The 20,846-nt window shown below is 68.8% G+C and carries 24 protein-coding genes and 1 pseudogene; 6 read left to right on the forward strand and 19 right to left on the reverse strand.

All coding sequences use genetic code 11. The features are described 5' to 3' along the window. Positions 1-13 precede the first annotated feature (13 nt). The 9 genes from nuoF to ABT061_RS17990 all read right to left on the reverse strand — a co-directional run bounded on the left by nuoF (position 14) and on the right by ABT061_RS17990 (position 7,433). Entirely contained in the window at positions 14-1,300 is a 1,287-nt protein-coding gene (nuoF, locus tag ABT061_RS17950; RefSeq protein ID WP_350918465.1) for an NADH-quinone oxidoreductase subunit NuoF, read from the reverse strand. Positions 1,301-1,415: 115 nt separating this feature from the next. Then, positions 1,416-2,168 carry an NADH-quinone oxidoreductase subunit NuoE gene (nuoE, locus tag ABT061_RS17955; RefSeq protein WP_350918468.1) on the reverse strand — a complete coding sequence of 251 codons (753 nt, stop codon included), beginning with the start codon at positions 2,166-2,168 and terminating at the stop codon, positions 1,416-1,418. Then, complete coding sequence (locus ABT061_RS17960; protein WP_350918691.1) at positions 2,165-3,421, reverse strand: NADH-quinone oxidoreductase subunit D; 1,257 nt, start codon at positions 3,419-3,421, stop codon at positions 2,165-2,167. The genes nuoE and ABT061_RS17960 overlap by 4 nt, the downstream gene beginning before the upstream one ends. A gap of 65 nt (positions 3,422-3,486) precedes the next feature. Beyond that, the gene (locus tag ABT061_RS17965) at positions 3,487-4,164 is read right to left on the reverse strand and encodes an NADH-quinone oxidoreductase subunit C (protein ID WP_350918471.1); all 678 of its coding nucleotides are present in this window, start codon (positions 4,162-4,164) and stop codon (positions 3,487-3,489) included. Between the two features lie 79 nt (positions 4,165-4,243). Continuing rightward, positions 4,244-4,795: a NuoB/complex I 20 kDa subunit family protein gene (locus ABT061_RS17970; protein WP_030916695.1), complete on the reverse strand. Its 552-nt coding sequence runs from the start codon at positions 4,793-4,795 to the stop codon at positions 4,244-4,246. 2 nt (positions 4,796-4,797) lie between these two features. Further along, entirely contained in the window at positions 4,798-5,157 is a 360-nt protein-coding gene (locus ABT061_RS17975) for an NADH-quinone oxidoreductase subunit A (protein ID WP_350918475.1), read from the reverse strand. Positions 5,158-5,159: 2 nt separating this feature from the next. Next, positions 5,160-5,282: a hypothetical protein gene (locus ABT061_RS17980; protein WP_350918478.1), complete on the reverse strand. Its 123-nt coding sequence runs from the start codon at positions 5,280-5,282 to the stop codon at positions 5,160-5,162. Next, positions 5,279-6,556: a geranylgeranyl reductase family protein gene (locus ABT061_RS17985; protein ID WP_350918481.1), complete on the reverse strand. Its 1,278-nt coding sequence runs from the start codon at positions 6,554-6,556 to the stop codon at positions 5,279-5,281. The genes ABT061_RS17980 and ABT061_RS17985 overlap by 4 nt, the downstream gene beginning before the upstream one ends. A gap of 151 nt (positions 6,557-6,707) precedes the next feature. Next, on the reverse strand, positions 6,708-7,433 hold the full coding sequence (locus tag ABT061_RS17990; RefSeq protein ID WP_350918484.1) for a demethylmenaquinone methyltransferase: 726 nt from the start codon (positions 7,431-7,433) through the stop codon (positions 6,708-6,710). 78 nt (positions 7,434-7,511) lie between these two features. Here ABT061_RS17990 and ABT061_RS17995 point away from each other — a divergent pair, with 78 nt between their 5' ends. Further along, a complete protein-coding gene (locus ABT061_RS17995; RefSeq protein ID WP_350918487.1) occupies positions 7,512-8,777 on the forward strand; it encodes a delta-60 repeat domain-containing protein in 1,266 nt (421 codons plus the stop codon). Here ABT061_RS17995 and ABT061_RS18000 read toward each other — a convergent pair. Beyond that, positions 8,761-8,958 (reverse strand): DUF4229 domain-containing protein, encoded by a 198-nt coding sequence (locus ABT061_RS18000; protein WP_350918490.1) that lies wholly within the window; start codon positions 8,956-8,958, stop codon positions 8,761-8,763. The two genes, ABT061_RS17995 and ABT061_RS18000, sit on opposite strands and share 17 nt — an antisense overlap. Positions 8,959-9,225: 267 nt before the next feature. Between ABT061_RS18000 and ABT061_RS18005 the strand changes: the two genes are divergently transcribed. Further along, the gene (locus ABT061_RS18005) at positions 9,226-9,465 is read left to right on the forward strand and encodes a BldC family transcriptional regulator (protein WP_012887349.1); all 240 of its coding nucleotides are present in this window, start codon (positions 9,226-9,228) and stop codon (positions 9,463-9,465) included. A 122-nt stretch (positions 9,466-9,587) separates the two neighbouring features. Here the strand turns inward: ABT061_RS18005 and ABT061_RS18010 are convergent, their stop codons facing one another. Both ABT061_RS18010 and ABT061_RS18015 read right to left on the reverse strand, forming a co-directional pair. Then, complete coding sequence (locus tag ABT061_RS18010) at positions 9,588-9,827, reverse strand: hypothetical protein (protein WP_350918495.1); 240 nt, start codon at positions 9,825-9,827, stop codon at positions 9,588-9,590. 10 nt (positions 9,828-9,837) lie between these two features. Further along, positions 9,838-10,620 (reverse strand): hypothetical protein, encoded by a 783-nt coding sequence (locus tag ABT061_RS18015; protein WP_350918498.1) that lies wholly within the window; start codon positions 10,618-10,620, stop codon positions 9,838-9,840. Positions 10,621-10,811: 191 nt separating this feature from the next. On the opposite strand from ABT061_RS18015, the gene ABT061_RS18020 reads away from it, so the two are divergent. Further along, the gene (locus ABT061_RS18020) at positions 10,812-11,111 is read left to right on the forward strand and encodes a PLDc N-terminal domain-containing protein (protein WP_350918501.1); all 300 of its coding nucleotides are present in this window, start codon (positions 10,812-10,814) and stop codon (positions 11,109-11,111) included. Between the two features lie 59 nt (positions 11,112-11,170). Here the strand turns inward: ABT061_RS18020 and ccsB are convergent, their stop codons facing one another. From ccsB to ABT061_RS18045, 5 genes are read right to left on the reverse strand one after another with little or no spacing between them, the layout of a single operon-like run. Further along, the gene (gene ccsB / locus ABT061_RS18025) at positions 11,171-12,151 is read right to left on the reverse strand and encodes a c-type cytochrome biogenesis protein CcsB (RefSeq protein ID WP_350918504.1); all 981 of its coding nucleotides are present in this window, start codon (positions 12,149-12,151) and stop codon (positions 11,171-11,173) included. Continuing rightward, entirely contained in the window at positions 12,141-13,790 is a 1,650-nt protein-coding gene (gene resB, locus ABT061_RS18030; protein WP_350918507.1) for a cytochrome c biogenesis protein ResB, read from the reverse strand. Before resB ends, ccsB begins: the two co-directional genes overlap by 11 nt. Beyond that, a complete protein-coding gene (locus ABT061_RS18035) occupies positions 13,790-14,524 on the reverse strand; it encodes a cytochrome c biogenesis CcdA family protein (protein ID WP_350918510.1) in 735 nt (244 codons plus the stop codon). The genes resB and ABT061_RS18035 overlap by 1 nt, the downstream gene beginning before the upstream one ends. Positions 14,525-14,551: 27 nt before the next feature. Next, positions 14,552-15,121: a TlpA family protein disulfide reductase gene (locus tag ABT061_RS18040; protein WP_350918513.1), complete on the reverse strand. Its 570-nt coding sequence runs from the start codon at positions 15,119-15,121 to the stop codon at positions 14,552-14,554. A 56-nt stretch (positions 15,122-15,177) separates the two neighbouring features. Beyond that, positions 15,178-15,816, reverse strand: a complete 639-nt coding sequence (locus ABT061_RS18045) for a histidine phosphatase family protein (protein ID WP_350918516.1) — start codon at positions 15,814-15,816, stop codon at positions 15,178-15,180. Positions 15,817-15,951: 135 nt separating this feature from the next. On the opposite strand from ABT061_RS18045, the gene ABT061_RS18050 reads away from it, so the two are divergent. Beyond that, positions 15,952-16,818 (forward strand): EamA family transporter, encoded by an 867-nt coding sequence (locus ABT061_RS18050; RefSeq protein WP_350918519.1) that lies wholly within the window; start codon positions 15,952-15,954, stop codon positions 16,816-16,818. A gap of 258 nt (positions 16,819-17,076) precedes the next feature. On the opposite strand, the gene ABT061_RS18055 is transcribed toward ABT061_RS18050, so the two are convergent. Then, positions 17,077-18,045, reverse strand: a complete 969-nt coding sequence (locus ABT061_RS18055; RefSeq protein ID WP_350918522.1) for a LysR family transcriptional regulator — start codon at positions 18,043-18,045, stop codon at positions 17,077-17,079. 74 nt (positions 18,046-18,119) lie between these two features. On the opposite strand from ABT061_RS18055, the gene ABT061_RS18060 reads away from it, so the two are divergent. Beyond that, a complete protein-coding gene (locus tag ABT061_RS18060) occupies positions 18,120-19,133 on the forward strand; it encodes an EamA family transporter (protein WP_350918525.1) in 1,014 nt (337 codons plus the stop codon). A 20-nt stretch (positions 19,134-19,153) separates the two neighbouring features. Here ABT061_RS18060 and ABT061_RS18065 read toward each other — a convergent pair. Continuing rightward, positions 19,154-19,423, reverse strand: a pseudogene (locus ABT061_RS18065) (hypothetical protein); the annotation flags it as partial. 519 nt (positions 19,424-19,942) lie between these two features. Between ABT061_RS18065 and ABT061_RS18070 the strand changes: the two are divergent. After that, a complete protein-coding gene (locus ABT061_RS18070) occupies positions 19,943-20,389 on the forward strand; it encodes a Uma2 family endonuclease (protein WP_350918528.1) in 447 nt (148 codons plus the stop codon). Positions 20,390-20,846: the final 457 nt, after the last annotated feature.

Consider the following 20,846-nt stretch of genomic DNA (forward strand, 5'->3'; position numbering starts at 1 on the left):
TTCCTGCGCGCGCTCACTTCGCCCCCCACACCGTGGACGGGGCGTGATCGAACGGGCAGCCGCCGATCTCGAAGTGCTTGAGGTATTCGTCGCGGAAGTACTTCACCGACGAGTGGATGGGGCTGGTGGCACCGTCACCCAGGGCGCAGAAGGAGCGGCCCAGGATGTTGTCGGCGATGTCGGTGATCGTGGTCAGGTCCTCTTCGGTGCCCTGCCCCTTCTCCAGCCGCTTGAGCACCTGCTTGAGCCAGTAGGTGCCCTCCCGGCAGGGGGTGCACTTGCCGCAGGACTCGTGCGCGTAGAACTCGGTCCAGCGGAGCACGGCGCGCACCACGCAGGTGGTCTCGTCGAAGATCTGCAGGGCCCGGGTGCCGAGCATCGAGCCCTTGGCGCCCACGGACTCGAAGTCCAGCGGGACGTCCAGGTGCTCGTCCGTGAAGATCGGAGTGCTCGACCCGCCCGGGGTCCAGAACTTGAGCCGGTGGCCCTCCCTGATCCCGCCGGACATCTCCAGCAGCTCGCGCAGCGTGATGCCGAGCGGGGCCTCGTACTGGCCGGGCCGGGTCACGTGGCCGCTCAGCGAGAAGATGCCGAAGCCCTTGGACTTCTCGGTGCCCATCCCGGCGAACCACTCGGCGCCGTTGGCGATGATCGAGGGAACACTCGCGACCGACTCGACGTTGTTGACCACGGTGGGCGAGGCGTAGAGACCCGCCACGGCGGGGAAGGGGGGCTTGAGCCGAGGTTGGCCGCGATGACCCTCCAGCGAGTCGAGCAGCGCCGTCTCCTCGCCACAAATGTAGGCGCCCGCCCCGCTGTGCACGACGAGCTCCAGGTTGAAGCCGGTGCCGAAGAGGTCGGTGCCGAGGTAGCCCTTGGCGTACGCCTCGGCCACCGCCGCCTGCAGGCGGCGGATGACGTGCAGCACCTCGCCGCGCACGTAGATGAAGGCGTGGTTGGCCCGGATCGCGTACGCGGTGATGATGATGCCCTCGACCAGCGCGTGCGGGTTGGCCATCATCGTCGGGATGTCCTTGCACGTGCCGGGCTCGGACTCGTCGGCGTTGACCACCAGGTAGTGCGGCTTGCCGTCCCCCTGGGGGATGAAGCCCCACTTCATGCCGGTGGGGAAGCCCGCGCCGCCTCGGCCGCGCAGCCCGGAGTCCTTGACGACCTGGATGACCGCGTCGGGGTCCATGCCCAGCGCCTTCTTGGCCGCCGAGTAGTCGCCGTAGCCCTCCAGCGTGAAGGAGTTCGGCTGGTCCCAGTTCGCGGTGAGAACCGGGGTGAGAGTGGTCACTTCGTCTCCTCGCCTGGCAGCCCGTCGCTCCGTGACGAGACCGCGCCGTGCCTGCCTGCTCGCCCGCCGCGCCCGCACGCGCCGGCTCGCCCGATCATGTTGACCTCGCGCCCGTTCACGCCTCGGGAGCCTTCCATCCGTTGGCCTTAGCGATCTTCAGGCCCTCCAGGGAGGGACCCACCGCCGAGGGGCCGTCACCGGCCAGGCCGTCGGGCAGGCCCGAGAGCACCCGCGAGGCCTCCTTGAACGTGCAGAGCTTCTTCGGGCCGCGAGTCGGCGAGGGCTCCTTGCCGTCCCTGAGGTCGTCGACGAGCTGCTTGGCCGAGTCCGGGGTCTGGTTGTCGAAGAACTCCCAGTTGACCATCATCACCGGGGCGAAGTCGCAGGCGGCGTTGCACTCCAGCCGCTCCAGCGAGATCTTCCCGTCCGGGGTCGCCTCGTCGTGACCGACACCGACGTGCTCGGAGAGCTCGTCCCAGATCTGGTCGCCGCCCATGACCGCGCAGAGCGTGTTGATGCACACGCCCACGTGGTACTGGCCCATCGGCCTGCGCTTGTACATCGTGTAGAAGGTGGAGACGCCCACGACCTCGGCCTTGCTCAGCCCGAGCATCTCGGCGCAGAACTCGTGGCCGTCGTCGGAGACGTAGCCGTCCTCGGACTGCACCAGGTGCAGCAGGGGAAGCAGCGCCGACCGCGGCCTGGGGTAGCGGCCGATGATCTCCTTGGCGTCGCGCTCCAGGCGCTCGCGCACTTCCGGCGCGTACCCCTTGGTCATGGTCGTGCTCACCTCCTCGTTGCTCGACGGGGTGCTCTGCCCACCCACCGGCTCACCGCCGGCAACCGCTCTCTCGTCGGGCGCGCTCATCGGTCGACACCCCCCATCACCGGGTCGATCGAGGCCACCGCCGAGATGACGTCGGCGACCATGCCGCCCTCGCACGTCGCGGGCATGGCCTGCAGGTTCGTGAAGGACGGATCGCGGAAGTGTACGCGGTAGGGGCGGGTGCCACCGTCGCTGACCACGTGGGCGCCGAGCTCGCCGCGGGGCGACTCGACCGAGGCGTACGCCTGCCCCGCCGGGACCCTGAAGCCCTCGGTCACCAGCTTGAAGTGGTGGATCAGCGCCTCCATCGAGCCGCTCATGATGTGCGCGATGTGGTCGGGCGAGTTGCCCAGGCCGTCGGGGCCGAGCGCGAGCTGCGCGGGCCAGCCGATCTTCTTGTCGTCGACCATCACCCGGCCGCCCTTGAGCGGCCCCGAGAGGCGGTCCAGAGCCTGCTCAATGATCTTGAGTGACTCCTCCATCTCGGCCACCCGTACCAGGTAGCGGCCGTAGACGTCGGCGCTCTTCGCCGTCGGGACGTCGAACTCGTAGGTCTCGTAGCCGCAGTAGGGCTGCGACTTGCGCAGGTCCCACGGCAGGCCCGCGGCCCGCAGCATCGGACCGGTGACGCCCAGCGCCATGCAGCCGGTGAGGTCGAGGTAGGCGACGTCCTTGGTGCGGGCCAGGTAGACCGGGTTCGCGTCGAGCATCTTGCGCATGTCCTTGATGCGCCCCGGCATGACCTTGAGCAGCTCGCCGACCTTGTCGACGGCGCCGGCCGGCAGGTCGACGGAGACACCGCCGGGCCGGACGTAGGCCATGTTCATCCGCAGGCCGGTGATGTACTCCATCACGTCGAGCACCATCTCGCGCTCGCGGGACCCGAAGAGGAACGGCGTGGTCGCGCCCAGCTCCATGCCGAAGGTGCCGATGGCCACCATGTGCGAGGAGATCCGGGTGAGCTCCATCATCATCACGCGGATGGCCTGGGCCCGCTCGGGGACCCGGTCGGTGATGCCGAGCAGCTTCTCGACGCCCATGCAGTAGGCGGTCTCGTTGAAGATCGGCGCCAGGTAGTCCATCCGGGTGACGAACGTCGTCCCCTGGGTCCACGTCCGGAATTCGAGGTTCTTCTCGATGCCGGTGTGCAGGTAGCCGATGACCGTGCGGGCCTCGGTGACCGTCTCGCCGTCCAGGTTCAGGATCAGGCGGAGCACGCCGTGCGTGGACGGGTGCTGGGGACCCATGTTGATGACGAGCTGCTCGTCCTGCTGGCCGGTGAGGGTCTCGAGCAGTTCCGACCAGTCGTTGCCGGAGACGGTGTAGACCGTGCCCTCGGTGGCCTCGTCGTCAAAGGTGCTCACGTGTAAGACCTCCTCTGGTCCGGCGCGGGAATCTCGGCGCCGCGGTACTCGACCGGGATGCCGCCGAGCGGGTAGTCCTTGCGCTGGGGGTGGCCGTCCCAGTCGTCGGGCATCATGATGCGGGTCAGCGCCGGGTGTCCGTCGAAGACGATGCCGAAGAAGTCCCAGGTCTCGCGCTCGTGCCAGTCGTGCGTCGGGTAGACAGAGACCGTGGAGGGAATGTGCCGGTCGTCGTCGGGGCAGGAGACCTCGACGCGCAGGCGGCGGTTGTGCGTGATCGAGCACAGGTGGATCACCGCGTGCAGTTCCTGGCCCGTCAGATGGGGGTAGTGCACGCCGGAGACACCGAGCGAGAGCTCGAAGCGCAGGGCGGCGTCGTCGCGCAGTGCCCTGACCACGTCGAGCAGGCGCTCGCGCCTGACGTGGAAGGTCAGCTCGCCGCGGTCGACGACCACGCGCTCGACGGCGTCGGCGAAGTCGCCGCCGAGGGCGCGCTCCAGCTCGTCGGCGACGGTGTCGAAGTACCCGCCGTACGGGCGGGGGGTGGAGAGCTCGGGCTTGCGCCGCACGACGAGGCGGCCGTAGCCCGAGGTGTCTCCGGTACCCGAGGTGCCGAACATGCCCAGGCGGGCGATGGGCTCCTCCGGGACCTCCGGGAGGTTTTCAGTGCTCATGTCTCGGTCGCCTACCGCTCCTCGTTCGCCGCGCGGGCCGCTGTGCATCCGCTTCGCGCCATCGGTCGCTCACCGCTTCTCATTTGGCGGTTCCCTGGTCGATCAGCGGCAACGTCCGCAGTGCCTGCAGTTCGAGCTCGTCGATCTGCTTGGCGCGATGCGCGCCGAACTTCGTGTTCTGGATCTTGTCGTGTAGCTTGACGATCGCGTCGATGAGCATCTCGGGCCTCGGCGGGCAACCGGGCAGGTAGATGTCGACGGGGACGACGTGGTCGACGCCCTGCACGATCGCGTAGTTGTTGAACATGCCGCCGCTGGAGGCGCAGACGCCCATGGCGATGACCCACTTGGGCTCGGCCATCTGGTCGTAGATCTGGCGCAGCACCGGGGCCATCTTCTGCGACAGCCGGCCCGCCACGATCATCAGGTCGGCCTGGCGCGGAGACGCCGAAGCGCGCTCCATGCCGAAGCGCGCCAGGTCGTGCTTGGGACCACCGGTGGACATCAGCTCGATGGCGCAACAGGCAAGACCGAAGGTGGCCGGCCAGACGGAGTTCTTACGTGCCCAGCCGGCGACCTGCTCGACCGTGCTGAGCATGAACCCGCTCGGAAGTTTCTCTTCAAGTCCCATATCTAGTCCCAGTCCAGACCCTTGCGGCGCCACACGTACGCGTAGGCCACGAGCACGGTGACGATGAACAGCACCATCTCGACCAGCCCGAACATCCCGAGCTGGTCGAACGCGACAGCCCACGGATAGAGGAAGATGATCTCGATGTCGAACACGATGAACAGCATCGCGGTGACCATGTACTTCAGCGGGAAACGACCTCCGCCCACGGGCTGGGGCGTCGGCTCGATACCGCATTCGTAGGCGTCGAGTTTCGCGCGGTTCCAGCGCTTGGGACCGGTGAAGGGGGCGATCGTCACCGAGAAGACCGCAAATCCCGCCGCGAGAACGGCGAGCACCAGGATGGGTGCGTACAGCTCCATCGCTACGCCTCCTCTCCCATCTCCACGCGCGCCGGCGCGTAGCTCTGCATGTTGGTGTATTTCGAAAGTCTAGGCAGGACGATCATCGCCCCGAGTCCCAGGTGTTCGGCGTTCGTTGAGCTCATGCCGGTGGCGCCACCTTCGACAGGGCGTTGATGATGCGATCCGACGCATCACCCCGCCGGTCGGTGAGATTAGCAAGGAGTTTGAGAGCGAACCTCATCAGGCGGGGGTGCGGCAGCGCGTGACGCGTGGCGAAGTTCATCACACCGCGGTGCCCGATGAGCTCGACGAAGCCCCGGCCGAGCGTGAAGTAACCACCATAGGCGTCCTTCAGCGTCTGCGGGTAGGCCCGCAGCACACGTTCCCGCTGGGCGGGGGTGACCCTGCCCAGTGCCTGGACGATCATCTCGGCCGCGACGTGGCCGCTCTCCATCGCGTACGCGATGCCCTCGCCGTTGAACGGGTTGATCATCCCGCCGGCGTCGCCCACCAGCACCAGACCCCGGGTGTAGTGCGGCTGGCGGTTGAAGGCCATCGGCAGCGCGGCGCCCCTGATCGGGGCCGTCATGTTCTCCTCGACGTAGCCCCACTCGGCGGGCATGCCCTTCACCCAGCGCTTGAGCAGGTCGCGGTAGTCCATGCCCTTGAAGGACTCGCTGGTGTTCAGCAGCCCGAGGCCCACGTTGGACGTGCCGTCGCCGACGCCGAAGATCCAGCCGTAGCCGGGCAGCAGGGTGTCGCCGTCCCACAGCTCCAGCCAGGTCTCCAGGTAGTCGTCGTCATGGCGGGGGCTCTCGAAGTACGTCCGCACCGCGACGCCCATCGGGCGGTCCTCGCGCTTGTGCAGCCCCATGGCCAGGGAGATCCGGGTGGAGTTCCCGTCGGCGGCGACCACCAGCCGGGAACGGTAGGTGACCTCCTCGCCGTTCTGCCTGGCGAGGACGCCGACGATGTGCCCGCTACGGTCGTCCAGGACCGGGGCCGTGACGTTGACCCCCTGCAGCAGGCGGACGCCCGCCCTGACCGCGTTGCCGGCCAGGATCTCGTCGAAGTCCTGGCGGGTGCGGACCAGGCCGAAGTCGGGGTAGCTCGCCAGCTCAGGCCAGTCGAGCTCGAAGCGCATCCCGCCGCCGACCACGCGCAGGCCCTTGTTACGGACCCAGCCGGGGGCGTCGATGTCGATCCCCATGGCGATGAGCTGCTTGACCGCTCGGGGCGTCAGCCCGTCGCCGCAGACTTTCTCGCGGGGGAAGGTGGTCTTCTCGAGCAGCAGGACGTCAAGTCCGGCCTGCGCGAGATGAAAAGCGGTTGTCGAACCGGCGGGCCCGGCGCCGACGACGATGACGTCGGCGTCAGCCTCAGCGACATTCCGCTGTCTGGCGGCTGGCACGGTCACGGGACCTGTCCTGTCCTACAAAATCTTTGGGGGCCTCGGGGTAAGGGGCCTTTCGATCCTTTGTGAAGGTCTTCACAAACTTGTCGGCCCGAAGTCTAACGCCTTTGCGGGGCAAAGTGTCAGGTGGGTACTGCTATCGCCTGCCAATCTTCTATGCGGGCTTATATCCGCGGTGGAGGGCCACGATGCCCAGCGTGAGATTGCGCCAGGCGACCCGTTCCCAGCCCGCTTCCTGAATGATCTTCGCCAGCCCCGCCTGGTCCGGCCAGGCTCTGATCGACTCCGCCAGATACTCGTAGGAGTCGTCGTTGGAACCGAAGAGCTTGGCCGCCTGCGGCATCAGCTTCATCAGGTACTGCGAGTATACGAGGTCGAAGGACCTCGGCGTCGGGTGCGAGAACTCCAGGATCACCAGGCGCGCACCCGGCTTGGCCACCCGATACATCTCGCGCAGCGCCTGGCCGGTGTCCTGCACGTTGCGCAGCGCCGTGGAGATCGTCACCGCATCGAACACGTTGTCGGCGAAGGGCAGCCGCAGCGCGTCGCCCGCGATGAAGCTGACACCCCGCACTCCCCCTCCGGAAACGCCCGAGCCGCCCCTGCGCCTGACCCCGGTGCTCAGCATGCCGAGCGAGAAGTCCGAGGCGATCGCGCGGGCACCCAGCGAGGTGAACGAGTCGGTGGACGTGCCGGTGCCCGCACCGAGGTCGAGGACCAGCTCACCGGGGCCCGCGTCGACGGCAGCGGCGGTCGCCTTACGCCACAGCCGGACCTGGCCCAGGGAGATAACGTCGTTGACAAGGTCGTACCGCCGGGCCGTGCGATCGAACATCGCGGCGACCTCATGCGGCTGCTTGTCCAGAGAAGCGCGCGTCATGACACCAAGCCTAGGCCCGCCCCGACAATCCACGGAAAGTAGTCATTCGATTACCCGGAGCATGCTAAAAATTGTCAAATGTTTGCCAGAACCGCTTACCTGCCGGCCGCGGCCCTGATCCTGATGCTCCCCGGGACCGCCGCCGCCGGCACCACGGAGCACAGCAGGGTCGTCCTGACCGATCCGGTGAACACCACTCCCCACGTGCTCGACGGGATCGTCAACGCCATCGCGCTGGTGGGCGGCACGGTGGTGGTCGGAGGCTCGTTCAGCGAGGTACGCGAGGCCCGGGGCACGAGGGTGCTGTCGCGTGACAACCTCTTCGCCTACGACCTGGCCACCGGGCGGGTGCTGCCCGGTTTCGCACCACGCCTCGACCGCCCGGTCCAGGCCCTGGCGGCGGGGGTGCACGACACCGTCTACGCGGGCGGCCGGTTCACGACGACCGACGGGACGCAGACGCGGGGTCTGGCCCTGCTCCGGCTGTCCGACGGGTCCCCGGTGGCCCGCTTCGGCGCCCAGGTCCGCGGCGGAACGGTCACCAGCCTGGCCAGACTGGGCCGCCACCTCTACGTCGGCGGCGACTTCACCCGTGTCGGCCCCGTCGCCCTTACCGCACTGGCCAGGCTGGACGCCGTCACCGGCTCGGTCGACCCGACCTTCGCGATCAGGCCGGACGAGCCCAGGGGCGGCAGGACCAGGGTCCACGCGCTCTCCCTGAGCCACGGCAGATTGGCGGTCGGCGGCGACTTCGCCACCCTCGACGGCCTGTCGCGTCCGCAGCTCGGCCTGATCGACGTCGCCGCGTCACCGGCCAAGGTCGCGACCTGGCGGACCGGCGCCTACCGGGGCAGGTGCATGGCCGACTTTCCCAGCTATGTGCGGGGCCTGGACTTCGCCCCCGACGGGAGCTATCTCGCCGTCGTCACGACCGGCGGCCCCGGGGGGCGGGACAGGATGTGCGACACGGCCGCGCGCTTCGAGACCCGCGCCCGCGGCGAGGTACGACCCACCTGGGTGAACCACACCGGGGGCGACTCGTTGTACGCGGTGGCGGCGACGGGGGCGGCGGTCTACGTCGGCGGACACCAGCGCTGGCTGGACAACCCGCTCGGCCACGACTCGGCGGGACCCGGAGCGGTGGCGCGTCCGGGAATCGGAGCGATCCACCCCAGCACCGGCAAGGCCCTGACATGGAACCCCACCCGGGAACGCGGAATCGGAGTCAAGGCATTCCTGGCACATCCTGGCGGATTACTCGTAGGTAGTGACACAACCCGGCTTGGTCACGAGTACCATGCCCGAGTCGGCATGTTCCCCTCGCCGCTCACTCCCGATTCTTAGTGATTCGCTCGCTTACCGCGTCCCGCTGCTTTGACAGCAGGACGTAGCTGGCCACGCCGCTGACCAGGAATGCGGCGACAAGCAGGATCAGGGGCTGGCGCAGGCCGAGGATATAGAGCACTCCGAGGCTCACGGCGAGTAGACCGACCCGGGACGCGGTGTAAACGATGACGGGATGCACAACGTCGAGGCTACGTCACTCCGCTCATCGCCCAGGCATGACCCCGTGCTGACTGCGGGAGCGCCCTTCGCGTTGACTGCGAGCGCTGCTAGTGTTCACAACAGACCAGTTTCGTAAAGAAACACCCACGAGAGTCCCAAAGAGGCTCTATCATCTAACAATCGGGCAGGCAGTAGATAACAACCCGTGATCTTTGTTGAAAACCACGGATAAATCAGGCTTCGCTCGGCACACTGGTTACCTGTCCGCCCGCTGGCAGGAAGCGGGATGCGAGGGGGAGAGATTGTGGAGAGTAGCAGCGAGCGTCTGCTGACGCCCGGAGAGGTTGCCGCCCTCTTCCGGGTCGACCCAAAGACGGTTACACGCTGGGCCGCGGCAGGCCGTATCAGCAGCATCCGTACCCCCGGAGGGCACCGGCGTTTCCGTGAATCGGAAGTGCACGCCCTTCTGCGTGGAGAGGACGTCTTGACGGCCGAACGGCCTGCAGGCGAGTCCCCGCGCGTCTGACGACTTAGGACGTCACACCATCGGTGATCCTGCGCGCCTTACCCGGAAGCCGCAGGGTCACCGTGGAGTCGTGTGAAATGCCACACGACACGGACGGTGACCACACCCGTACCTGAACCGGCCTAGGTCTCCTGCTCGGCCTTGAAAGCCAGGAACTCCCGCTCCAGATCGTCGTTCTCCGCCAACCAGCGCCGCCGCCGCTCGGCCCACTCCTCCTCGGTGAGCGACTCGGCCAGCCAGCGGTCATAGTCGGGATCCCCCGGAGACACCTCGACATAGGCGTTGCCGATCAGACGCCCGTCATCGCCGGTCAGGGTCTGCGGAACGCGCAGAGTACCGTCAGCGAGCCTGACGACGTACATCCCAGATCACCTAGATTCCGTAGCGCCGGTTGAAGAACAACATGACGTTGAGCGCCATTCGCGTGTCGCCGCCCAGCATGTCGACCAGCGCGGGGCGCTGCCGGGAGACGATCGCGGCGAAGGCATCGGCGAAGAACTCCTTGCGGCCCAGGTCGCCCGGCTGGAGATGGAACCCCGAGGCCAGCACGGGAACGCACTGGGCGTAGAGGGCGGCGAACTCCGGGCAGTCGGAGACCCAGTCGCCGTGGGGGGCGTCCACATCGTCCAGGGCATGTCCGACCTCGTGCATCATCACGTCGGGGGTGGGCGAGGGCCGATCTCCCACCACGATCTTGCGGTCGCCGTACGCTCCCGCGCAGACGTCCCAGGTCGCCCGGCCCGAGGGCAGCGGCGCACCGCGCAGGTATCCCATGTCGTCCAGGTCGGGCACCCCGCCCGCGCCGACGTAGATGCCGTCGAGACCGTCGGCCAGCTTGTCCTTCAGCAGGTCGGGCAACCTGGCCAGGCTCTCCACCGCCCGCACGACCTCCGGGGGCGGGATCTCCCACCGCGAGTCCCACTGACGGTGCAGAATGCGCTCCAGGCGCCCGCAGTGGCGCAGGCCGTCACCCAGATCCGGGGTGTCCGGAGAGTTGGGCTGTGCCCGGGGACGCTCGTCGTCGAGCTCGAAGTCCTTCCAGGTGTACTGCGGGCGGTCGACCACCGGGGCCGTGACCGCCCCGACCCGGCGCTCCGCTTCGCGGGGAACCTCCCGGGGAGCCTCGCGGGAAACCTCACGCGGAGCTTCCCGCACAGCACTCTCCGCACGCGCGGCCGGACCTCGCTGCCACCACCGCCGTCGATGGCGGCCCTTATCGCCCGATTGTGCCATCACACCCCCTGGGGAAGTGTCAACGGGTTCTACGTTAACCGGGTGAGCCCTCGCCGGTCATCCGTACCGGAGGGCTGACCGCAACAGGGCTCACAATGGCTTACAGTTCGGGCATGCCCCTGCTTGTCGGTCTGGCGATATTCGCCTTCTGGCTCTACTGCCTGTTCGACGTCATCACCACGCCGGACGAGGAGTCCAGAAACCTGCCCAAGCTCCTCTGGGTGCTCATCGTGGTGCTGCTGCTGGCCGTCGGAGGGCTCTTCTGGCTGCTGCTCGGCCGACCGTACGGCCCCAGGGCGCCCCGCTCGCTCCTGGTGGAGGACATGCCACAGCGCCCCGAGGCCCCGAAGGGCCCCGACGACGACCCCGACTTCCTCAAGGACCTCGACCGCCGCCTGCGCGACGAGGACTGACCGGACGGACGACGACTGACCGGCCGATGCGGCCGGTCAGCCGGGGCTCGGCGCCGGGCTCAGGGAACCTCGGCGTAGGAGTGCAGACCCCCGAAGAAGATGTTCACCCCGACCAGGTTGAACAGCAGGCAGGCGCAGGCGACGAGCTGCACGATCGTGGCGGCCTTGCCCTTCCAGCCCGCGGTGGCCCTGGCGTGCAGGTAGGCGGCGTAGACGACCCAGGTGATGAACGCCCAGACCTCCTTGGGGTCCCAGCCCCAGTAGCGGCCCCAGGCCTTGTCCGCCCAGAGCGCCCCGGCGATGACGGCGAAGGTCCAGATCGGGAAGCCGATCACGATGGCCCGGTGCGCGACCCGCTCCAACTGCAGCCGGGACGGCAGCAGGACCGCGGTGTCCTTCCTGACCAGGTAGAGGATGCCGGCGATCCCGGCCATCAGGAACAGGCCGCTGGCGACGATCGCCGCCGACACGTGGATCAGGACCCAGTAGCTGTTGAGCGCGGGCACCACCGGGCCGGCCTGCACCTCCAGGTACCGGACCGCGAAGCCGAGCCCGAGAGCCGCCGTGACCATGACGAACGCGCCGAGGAAGCGGACCCGGTAGCGGAGGTTCATGAACAGGAACGCGCTCACCGCCGCGAAACACATCGCGACCACGAACTCGTACATGTTGCCCCACGGCCACCGGTCCACGGCCAGGCCCCGGGTGAGGAGGGCCCCGAGGTTCGCGGCCCAGCCGAGCCAGCTCAGCCCGACGGCCACCATCCCCACCCGCACCACCCAGGCGGGGGGCGTCCTGTCCTCGGGCCCCTCGGCCTGCGCCGGGGCGGATTCCGGTGCGGCCGGGGCGGCGCCGACGCCGACGGTGGCACCGACGGTGGCGAGCGCGGGCCGCTCCGCGGCACGGGCCGCCACCCCCGCGGACCGGCTGAAGGCCAGGTCGAGGGCGTAGGCGATCATTGCGAAGACGTAGAGCAGCACCGTCGCCAAGATGAGCTGATCGCTCAGGGTGGCGAGGCCGGCATCGACCTCAACGGGCATCCTTAACTCCTGGGTTGGGAATTCCTGGGTTCAAAGCGGAGACGATCTCGGTGAACTCCTCGTCGAAATCGCCCCCCTCGGTACGCGTGAGGCCGCCCACCTCGACCCGCCGGCTCTCGCCCTCGGGCCGACCGGCCTCGTCGCGGACCCGTACCCACACCCTGCGGCGGCGGACGGTCAGGGCCAGCACGAGGCCGACCACGGCGAGGACCGAGGCGACGAACGCCGGCATCCGGCCGGGATCGTAGGTGATCTGCAGGGCGATCCACTCCCTGACGCCGGTGAACTCGATGGAGCCCATACCGTCCGGGAGCGTGAGCTTCTCGTTGACCGCCAGCGGGTCCGCCTTCATGACCAGCGGCTTCATCTTCTTCAGGCTCTCCGGGTCGAGCTCGTAGACCGACTGCGGCCGGCCGTCCTTCAGGCCCAGATCACCGGCGAAGGCACCGTAGACCTGGGCCGTGGGGTTGGCGGCGCCGGGGAAGACCGACACCCACTCCGAGCCCACCGGGACCGTCGTCGGCAGGAAGCCGATCAGGAGGCCGAGCTGCTCCGGCTGCGCGTCCGGGACCTTGATCACGCACTCGGAGGTGAAGTTGGCGGGCTGGACGACCAGGCAGGGCACCGGCCCGTCGAAGGCGACCTGGCCCTTGCCGTCGGTGATCCTGAAGGTCGGCGCGTACCCGTGGTCGATCAGGTAGCTCTGCGTGCCGTTGACGTTCAGCGGCTCGTTGACCTTGAGGACGTAGTCGCGCGCGGGGGCGCCGGGGGCGTCCTCGACCTTGAGCCTGGCCTCGAAGTCGATGGGCTGCCCGGTCTTCTCGCCCTTCGCGATGTAGCTCGCCTGGAAGTCCTCGACCGTGAAGGAGAACGGCTCCAGCGACTCGGCGTTCACCTGCTGCCCCGGCATGTAGCGGTCGTAGGCCGCGACCGTGTTGGCGAACCCCTCGCCCTCCACGACCAGCACGTTGCCCCGGTAACCGTAGAGCGTGCCGATCCCGACCGCGAGCAGCAGGCCGAGCAGGGACACGTGGAACAGCAGGTTGCCGGTCTCGCGCAGGTAGCCCTTCTCCCCGGCGACCCAGCCGGGCCCCGTGATCACCCGGAACCGCTTGGCACGCAGCGTGGCGGCGGCCTCCTCGACGGTCAGCGGGGCCTCGAAGGAGGCGTGCTGCGGCAGCCTGCCCAGGTTGCGCGGCGCCGCGGGCGGCTTCCTGCGCAGCTCCCGCAGGTGGGTCATGGTGCGGGGGAGCACGCAGCCGATCAGGGACAGGAAGAGCAGAAGGTAGATCGCGGCGAACCAGGGCGCCCTGAACACGTCGAACAGCCAGAACCTGTCCAGCCACTCGGCGAGCTGGGGGCTGTCCTCGAAGTACTGGAAGACCTTGGCGTCGGAGACACCGCGCTGCGGCCAGATCGAGCCGGGAATGGACGCCAGGGCGAACAGGAACAGCAGGATCAGCGCGATCCGCATCGAGGTGAGCGTCCGCCAGAACCAGCGCGCCCAGCCCACGAACCCGATTCCCACGGGCCGCCGTTCCTCGTTCCTCCCGTTGGCCTCGGGACTGCTCGCGGCCACCGTCTCCGTCTGCGGCTCGGCCACCGCTCGCTCTCCCGTCCCAGGGTCGATGTGCCCCATCAGATCACCGGCTCGAATCCGCCGACCCAGCCCTGGATCATCGCGACGAGCTGCTCCCAGAGCCCGGTGACGAGCAGGACGCCGACGACGACCAGCATGACGCCGCCCACCCGCGTGATCAGCTGTGAGTGCCGGCGTACCGCCTTGAAGGTCCTCAGGGCCCTGCTGTACGCCAGCCCGGCCGCCACGAACGGCAGGCCGAGACCGAGCGCGTACGCGAAGGCGAGTATCGCGCCGCGGCCGGCGCTGCCCTCGTTCAGACCGAGGGTGAGCACGACCCCGAGGGTGGGGCCGATGCAGGGGGTCCAGCCCAGGCCGAACACCAGGCCGAGCAGGGGCGCCCCCGCCAGGCCCGCGGCCGGGAGCCGGTGGATGCGGAAGTCGCGCTGCAGGCCGGGGATGACTCCCATGAAGGCCAGGCCGAGCACGATCGTGAGGACGCCCAGCACCCGCGTGATGATCCCGGCGTTGCCGAACAGCATCGCGCCGAGCCCGCCGAAGAGCGCCCCTCCGGCCACGAACACGGCGGCGAACCCGAGGACGAACAGCACGATGCCCGCGACCATGCGCCCCCGCCTGGGGTCGGCGCTCATGCCGGTCACGTACGACAGGTAGCCGGGCACGAGCGGCAGCACGCACGGCGACAGGAACGACACCAGCCCGGCCGCGACCGCTATCGGCAGCGCCAGCGCCAGCGAACCGCTCGCGACGGTGCTCACGAGGTCAGCGCTCATCGCGGGCCCAGCCATCGCCCGGGGCCGTCATCTCTCATTACCGACCTTGGTCACGGCGTCGAGGAGGTCGTTGTACTTGACCGCGCCGAGTGCCCTGGCGGCGATCCTGCCCTGGCGGTCGATGATCAGCGTGGAGGGGATGGCCGCGGGCGGGACCGTGCCCTGGAAGGAGAGCGCGACCTTGCCCGGCTGGTCGAAGATGCTCGGGTAGCCGGGCTTTTGGCTCCGTTCGAAGGCGAGCGCGTCGGCCTTGCGGTCCTTGAAGTCGATGCCGAGGAACTCCACACCGTCCGCCTTCGTCTTGGCGGAGATGTCCTTGAGCACCGGCGCCTCAGCCCGGCAGGGCGCGCACCAGGAGGCCCAGAAGTTGAGCACCACGACCTTGCCCTTGTGTGCGGCGAGCGTCGCGGTGCCCCCGTCGAGGGTCTCCCCCTCAACAGGCGGCGCGACCTTGCGGTCGGCGGCCTGGAACAGGGTGATCTTGCCGTCGCCTGCGATGAACCGGGTGTCGCCGGTCTGCGGCTGCGCCCCCTGGTTTCCGGCGCATCCGGCCACGGCGATGAGCAGCGCGACGGCGGCAAAGAATTGTGCGCGCATGGATGACGGAGGCTCCCTGTACTACAACCGGTAGAGCAATCACTGTACCGGCGGGGTCAGGCGCCCGGCACAGTGGGGCGTTTGACGAGTGCCGCCGCGGGCTCGCTGTACCCCACGCTGATCAGACGGTCCCCCTCGAAGGCGAAGCTGGTGAGGCTGGCCAGAGCGCACTGCCTGCGGCGCGGGTCATGCGGCAGGCGCCTGCCCTCGGCGGCGAGCCGGATGATCCAGATCGGGAGCTGGTGGCTCACCATGATCGCCTCATGGCCGCGCGCCGCCCTGCGCGCGGCGTTGATCGCGCCGCTCATCCGGTTGACCAGGTGGATGTAGCGCTCTCCCCAGGAGGGACGGAGCGGGTTCCACAGGTAGCGGTAGAAGCGCGGGTTGCGGAAGACACCGTCGCCTCCGCCGACGGAGAGACCCTCGAAGATGTTCTCGGCCTCGATCAGCCGCTCGTCGAGCGTGACGTCCAGGTGGAAGGTCGCGGCGAGCGGGGCGGCGGTCTCCTGGGCGCGCTCCAGCGGGGAGGAGAACAGCGCGACGACGTCGCGGCCGGCGACCGCCTTGGCCACCGTCTCGGCCATCTGCACGCCGTTGTCGGAGAGGTGGTAGTCGGGAAGCCTGCCGTACAGGACGTTAGCGGGATTGTGCACCTCACCGTGGCGCAGGAGGTGAACGACGGTGGTCTCAGCCATGGTTCCGCAAGCCTACCCACAGCTACCGGCCCACAGCCGGTCAGGTGGACCACTGGGAGCGCGTGGCGAAGACGAGTAGGGTCTGGGGCGTTTGTGGCTAAGGTTCCGCGGTCCGGCGGTCCGGAAAGGTCCCCCGTGAGCCTGTTCGCCCTCGCCCTCATCCTCACCTCGGCCGTCGCCCACGCCTGCTGGAACCTGCTGAGCAAGCAGGCGGCCGACGCCGACGGCGTCGTCTTCGTCTGGATGGTGGCCGCCGCGTCCACGACGGTCTGGACCCCGGTCGCGCTCGGCTATCTCCTCCTCGGCGGCACCGGCCTCTCGTGGGCCGACCTCGCGGTGATCGCCGCGAGCACCACGCTGCACCTGGGCTACTTCATGTTCCTCCAGCGTGGCTACCGGCACGGCGACCTGTCGATGGTCTACCCGATCGCCCGAGGCACCGGACCGCTGCTGGCCAGCCTGGTCGCCGTCCTGTTCCTGGGCGAGCGACCCGGCCTGGCGGGCATCGCGGGGATCGGCCTGATCGGGGTGGGTGTCTTCCTGCTCAGCATGGCGCGCAGGCCCAGCCGCCGGGATCTGAGCGGCATCGGGTTCGGGCTGGCCACCGGAGTGTTCATCGCGGCGTACACCGTCTGGGACAAGCAGGTGGTGAGCGCCTTCGCGGTCGCGCCGATCCTGCTCAACTACTTCGGCGACCTCGGCCGCACCCTCGTGCTGACCGCACCGGTGCTCGGCGGCCACCGCCGGAGCCTGGTCCTGCCCGTCTGGCGCGAACACCGGACGCGGGTGCTGGGTGCGGCGGTGCTGATGCCGCTCTCCTACCTGCTGGCGCTGACCGCGTTCACCCTCTCGCCGATCAGCGCGGTGGCCCCGGTACGGGAGGTCAGCGTGCTCGTCGCGGTGCTGCTCGGCGGCAGGCTGCTGGCCGAGGGTGACCTGACCAGGCGGCTGCTGGCCGCCTGCGTCATCGTCGGCGGCGTGGTGACGATCGCCCTCAGCTAGACCCTGTCCTGTGGATCTTGCCGTGGCGAGGATCGGTCAGGTGGTGTCTCGCAAGGCGGAGGAGGGAGCCGCAGCGTGCTGCGGTGACCGGCGACAACGCGGCGAGGCACCACCTGACCGACCGCGGTAGGCAAAAGATCCGCAGGACAGGGCCTGGGGCCTCCCTCTGGCTGTCCTTGGATCCGCTGCCTGCCACGATCGCCCGGATGCGTCCCCGGCCTCACGGGACGGCGCACCCGGCGTGGTGACCGTGAATCCTCACTCGACCGGGTGAACGTTCCCGGCCAGGACGGTGGACGGCGCCTCGACGGACTCGGAGATGGGGATGTGGAAATCGGCGGAGACGGCCTTCAACGCCTCGACCGCGGCACGGATCGCCGGGCGGCGGGCCGCGTCACTGCGCCAGAGCGCATAAAGCCTGCGGGTCGGGCGCGACCTGATCGGGACGACCCGCACTCCCGAGGGGACGAAGTCACGACCCAGCCGGGGAATGATCGCGCACCCCTGCCCGGCCGAGACGAGGGCCATCTGAGTGGGGTACTCATCCGCCATGCAGGCGATGTCCGGCTCCACCTCGGCCGAGCGCAGCGTGTAGACCAGCCAGTCGTGGCAGACCGTGCCCGGTGAGGAGCTGATCCACTGCTCCCCGGACAGCTCGGCCAGCTCGATCTCGGAGCGGTCCGCCAGTGGGTGGGTCGCGGGCAGGATCGCGTCGGCGATGTCGTCGAAGAGCGTCGCCCGGGACAGCCCCTCGGAGATCGCCAGTGGGCGGTTCATCCAGTCCTGGATCACCGCGAGGTCGAGCTCTCCCCTGGCCACCTCGCGGATCTGCCGCGAGGGCTCGCGTTCCATGAGCTGGAGCCTCAGGTCGGGGTGGCGGGTGCGCAGCAGGGCCAGCGCGGCGGGCATCAGACCCCTGGCCGCCGTGGGGAAGGCACCGATGCAGAGCCGCCCCACGACCTGCCCGCGCAGTGCCTCGAAGTCGGCCTCCGCCGTCTCGACCAGCGCGAGGATGCGCCCGGCGTGGTCGGCGAGCAGCCCCGCCGCGTCGGTCAGCCGCACCCCGCGCCCGTTGCGCTCCAGCAGGGTCGCGCCGGTCTCCCGTTCCAGCTTGGCGAGCTGCTGGGAGACCGCGGAGGGGGTGACCATGAGCGCCTCGGCCGCCGCACCCACCGATCCGTAGACGGAGACCGCGTGCAGTGCCTTGAGCCGATTGAGATCCAACACATAAGCAACTCTAAACGACATAAGCCAGAAATTCTCGCTTGTGCTGAAATATCGCTGAAAACGACGATGGATGTATGCGCACCCGGCACCTCCTCCTCGCCATCGGCCTCACCGCCCTCTGGGGCTTCAACTTCGTCGTCATGGAGGTCGGGCTCCGGCACTTTCCACCGCTGTTCTACGTGGCGCTGCGCTTCGCCCTGGCCGCCTTCCCCGCGCTGCTGTTCGTCGGCGGCCCCGGGGTGCCCTGGCGGAAGGTGCTCGTCGCCGGGGCCACACTCGGCATCGGCCAGTACACCCTGCTGCTGATGGGCATGCGGGCGGGCATGCCCGCCGGGCTGACCTCGCTCGTCGTCCAGGTTCAGGCGGTCTTCACCGCCGTCCTGGCCGTCGTCCTGCTGGGGGAGCGGCTCACCGCGCGGCGGATCACCGGCATGGCCGTCGCGCTCGCCGGGCTGGTGCTGATCGCCGCCGACCTGGGCACCGGTGGTCCCATCGGTGCGTTCCTGCTGGTCGTCGGCGCGGCGTTCTTCTGGAGCGCGGGCAACATCGCGGTCAGGAGCGCCGCCCCGCCCAGCTCGTTCCGCTTCATGGTCTGGATCAGCGCGGTCGCGGCCCTGCCCATGCTGGCCCTGTCCCTGCTGGTGGAGGGGGTTCCCCGGCTGGAGTTCTCGGTGGAGGGGAGCCTGTCCGTGCTCTACGTGGCGCTGATCTCCACCCTCGGCGGTTTCGGCATCTGGGGCTTCCTGCTCCAGCGCTACGACGCCTCGGTGGTCGCGCCCTCCGCCCTGCTCGTCCCGGTCTTCGGCATGTCCTCGGCCGCCCTGTTCACCGGCGAACCCATCTCCCCCGTCAAACTCACCGCCGCCACCCTGATCATCTCCGGCGTCCTCTACGCGAGCACCCGAGCCCGTACGACCGCCGCGCGAGTCCGCCCCCGCCCTCACGACCAGAAGATGACCCAGAAGCCGACCGCGAAGACCAGGGAGAGCACCAGGATGATCGCTCCGACGGTCAGGAACAGCACGCCGAGGAGCACGCCGCCGCCCACCCCGTCCAGGCGGGCGCGCTGGGGGCGCGCGGGGTCGTAGACCACCATGACCTGCTGGCCCGGACGGACCTGCGGCGGGTTGGAGCCCAGATCCGACGCGGCCTCCACCACGGAGCCCTGCACCGTCTGGAACTGCAGCGTGGGATAGTACAGGCGGCTGCCGCTGCCGCCTCTGGACCTGCGCAGTCCCACGACGACGCCCGGCACCCGCACCCCGTGCCGCCGCAGCCGGTGATCGACAATCATCACCCGGATGCCGGCCCCGACGGACACCGCTCCGAGCACGATTCCGAACAATGGCACGATTCCAAACAATGGCACGATGCTCATGTCCACCACCGCCTCCTTCTCATCTCGTTCAAGGACCGCTGTCGCAGTCCCGTTCGAGGGCCTGCACCGCGCCGAGTCGCTCCGGCTCAGGAGGACCGCGGATGAGGTTAGAGGCCGACAGTGGAGAACGACTTGTAGATCATTGGGACGCCGCGCCCCCGCCCACCATCCGGGCCGAGGTTAAAACTCCCTGAAACGGTCCGGTCACCACAGGCCCGGAATTACAGTGCCCCGCATGGGTGCCGCACTCGATCACTGGCCCGCTCCACCCCCGGAGGGTTGGAACGCCGATGACCTCGACCGCCTTTCCGAGGGCCCCAACGGTGAACCCGGTTTCTTCGAACGTGCCGAACTGATCGACGGAGCCCTCGTCTTCGCCGCTCCCCAGACACGCTTCCACCAGCGCGTCCTCGCCGGTCTGGCGAACGGCCTGAAAGCCTGTGCCCCCGAGCACCTAACGGCCGTGAATCAGATGGACGTCAAGCTCGGCCACCGAATGCGCCCCTGTCCCGACACATCGTGGTCGTCGACGCGGAGGCCGCCGATGACGACGACCGGACGTTCTACACCCCCGGCGAGGTGCACCTCGCCATCGAGGTGGTATCGCCCGAGTCCGAGGACCGCGACCGCAAGACCAAACCGTTCCGCTACGCCGAGGCGGGCATCCCGCACTTCTGGCGAGTGGAGAACAACAACGGTTCACCCGTCGTCCACGTCTACGAACTGGACCCGGCCACCCGCGCGTACAGCCTCACCGGCATCCACCACGACCACCTGACCGTCCCGGTCCCCTTCGTCCGCGTGACCGACTTCGACAGCGACGGCGGACGCGGCCTGCTCCTGGTCGAGGCCATGGCCACCGCCTGGGGCACCCACCACGACCCCGAAGCGGGCACCGCCGTCTGGTTCCACCTGCCAACCAACGAAACCAACAGAACCGACGGACCCGGCTCCCTCTCCAGCTGACCCATCTGACCGAAGCCCCTCTTTCGAGGCGTACCCCTCCCTCCGGTCACAATGGCGGTCCGAGTCGCGATGCGCCCTGTCAGACGATCACACTCGCCCCCGAGCCAAGCCATGACCGACAACGACAAACCGCAACAAGCCGACCAGCGCCAGCGAATCACGACGGGCCCGATGAACTACAGGGAGCCCCCCCTGCGCTCCTTCCCGCACCGCTGCTTCAGCTACGGCGATGGCCCCAGAACGCCCCCCGTACGGATTGCTTCAGCGTCGAAGAGCCCGATGGGCGGCCCGCGAGGAAGCGACTACGGCCCGCAGGGCGTACGGCGAAGAAGGGTGGCGCGGAGGTGGGTGGGTGTTCCGGGCGGCTTATAAGAATCCGTAACCAGCGCGCCCGCCAGGCCGAAGGCCTGAACCCACAAGACCGCGACCAACGACGGCCGCCCGGAGCACCCACCCA

The sequence above is a fragment of the Streptosporangium sp. NPDC002544 genome (genome assembly GCF_040295965.1).
Taxonomy (GTDB): Bacteria; Actinomycetota; Actinomycetes; order Streptosporangiales; family Streptosporangiaceae; genus Streptosporangium.

What these genes read in the sequence shown, in the direction of transcription:
- resB (WP_350918507.1), bottom strand. Translation starts at nt 13,790, where the DNA reads ATGGGGCACATCGACCCTGGGACGGGAGAGCGAGCGGTGGCCGAGCCG.
- ABT061_RS17975 (WP_350918475.1), bottom strand. Translation starts at nt 5,157, where the DNA reads ATGGAGCTGTACGCACCCATCCTGGTGCTCGCCGTTCTCGCGGCGGGA.
- ABT061_RS17995 (WP_350918487.1), top strand. Translation starts at nt 7,512, where the DNA reads ATGTTTGCCAGAACCGCTTACCTGCCGGCCGCGGCCCTGATCCTGATG.
- ABT061_RS17970 (WP_030916695.1), bottom strand. Translation starts at nt 4,795, where the DNA reads ATGGGACTTGAAGAGAAACTTCCGAGCGGGTTCATGCTCAGCACGGTC.
- ABT061_RS17980 (WP_350918478.1), bottom strand. Translation starts at nt 5,282, where the DNA reads ATGAGCTCAACGAACGCCGAACACCTGGGACTCGGGGCGATGATCGTC.
- ABT061_RS18045 (WP_350918516.1), bottom strand. Translation starts at nt 15,816, where the DNA reads ATGGCTGAGACCACCGTCGTTCACCTCCTGCGCCACGGTGAGGTGCAC.
- ABT061_RS17990 (WP_350918484.1), bottom strand. Translation starts at nt 7,433, where the DNA reads ATGACGCGCGCTTCTCTGGACAAGCAGCCGCATGAGGTCGCCGCGATG.
- nuoE (WP_350918468.1), bottom strand. Translation starts at nt 2,168, where the DNA reads ATGAGCGCGCCCGACGAGAGAGCGGTTGCCGGCGGTGAGCCGGTGGGT.
- ABT061_RS18005 (WP_012887349.1), top strand. Translation starts at nt 9,226, where the DNA reads ATGCGAGGGGGAGAGATTGTGGAGAGTAGCAGCGAGCGTCTGCTGACG.
- ABT061_RS18010 (WP_350918495.1), bottom strand. Translation starts at nt 9,827, where the DNA reads ATGTACGTCGTCAGGCTCGCTGACGGTACTCTGCGCGTTCCGCAGACC.
- ABT061_RS18060 (WP_350918525.1), top strand. Translation starts at nt 18,120, where the DNA reads ATGCGCACCCGGCACCTCCTCCTCGCCATCGGCCTCACCGCCCTCTGG.
- ABT061_RS18035 (WP_350918510.1), bottom strand. Translation starts at nt 14,524, where the DNA reads ATGAGCGCTGACCTCGTGAGCACCGTCGCGAGCGGTTCGCTGGCGCTG.
- ABT061_RS18040 (WP_350918513.1), bottom strand. Translation starts at nt 15,121, where the DNA reads ATGCGCGCACAATTCTTTGCCGCCGTCGCGCTGCTCATCGCCGTGGCC.
- ccsB (WP_350918504.1), bottom strand. Translation starts at nt 12,151, where the DNA reads ATGCCCGTTGAGGTCGATGCCGGCCTCGCCACCCTGAGCGATCAGCTC.
- ABT061_RS18020 (WP_350918501.1), top strand. Translation starts at nt 10,812, where the DNA reads ATGCCCCTGCTTGTCGGTCTGGCGATATTCGCCTTCTGGCTCTACTGC.
- ABT061_RS17965 (WP_350918471.1), bottom strand. Translation starts at nt 4,164, where the DNA reads ATGAGCACTGAAAACCTCCCGGAGGTCCCGGAGGAGCCCATCGCCCGC.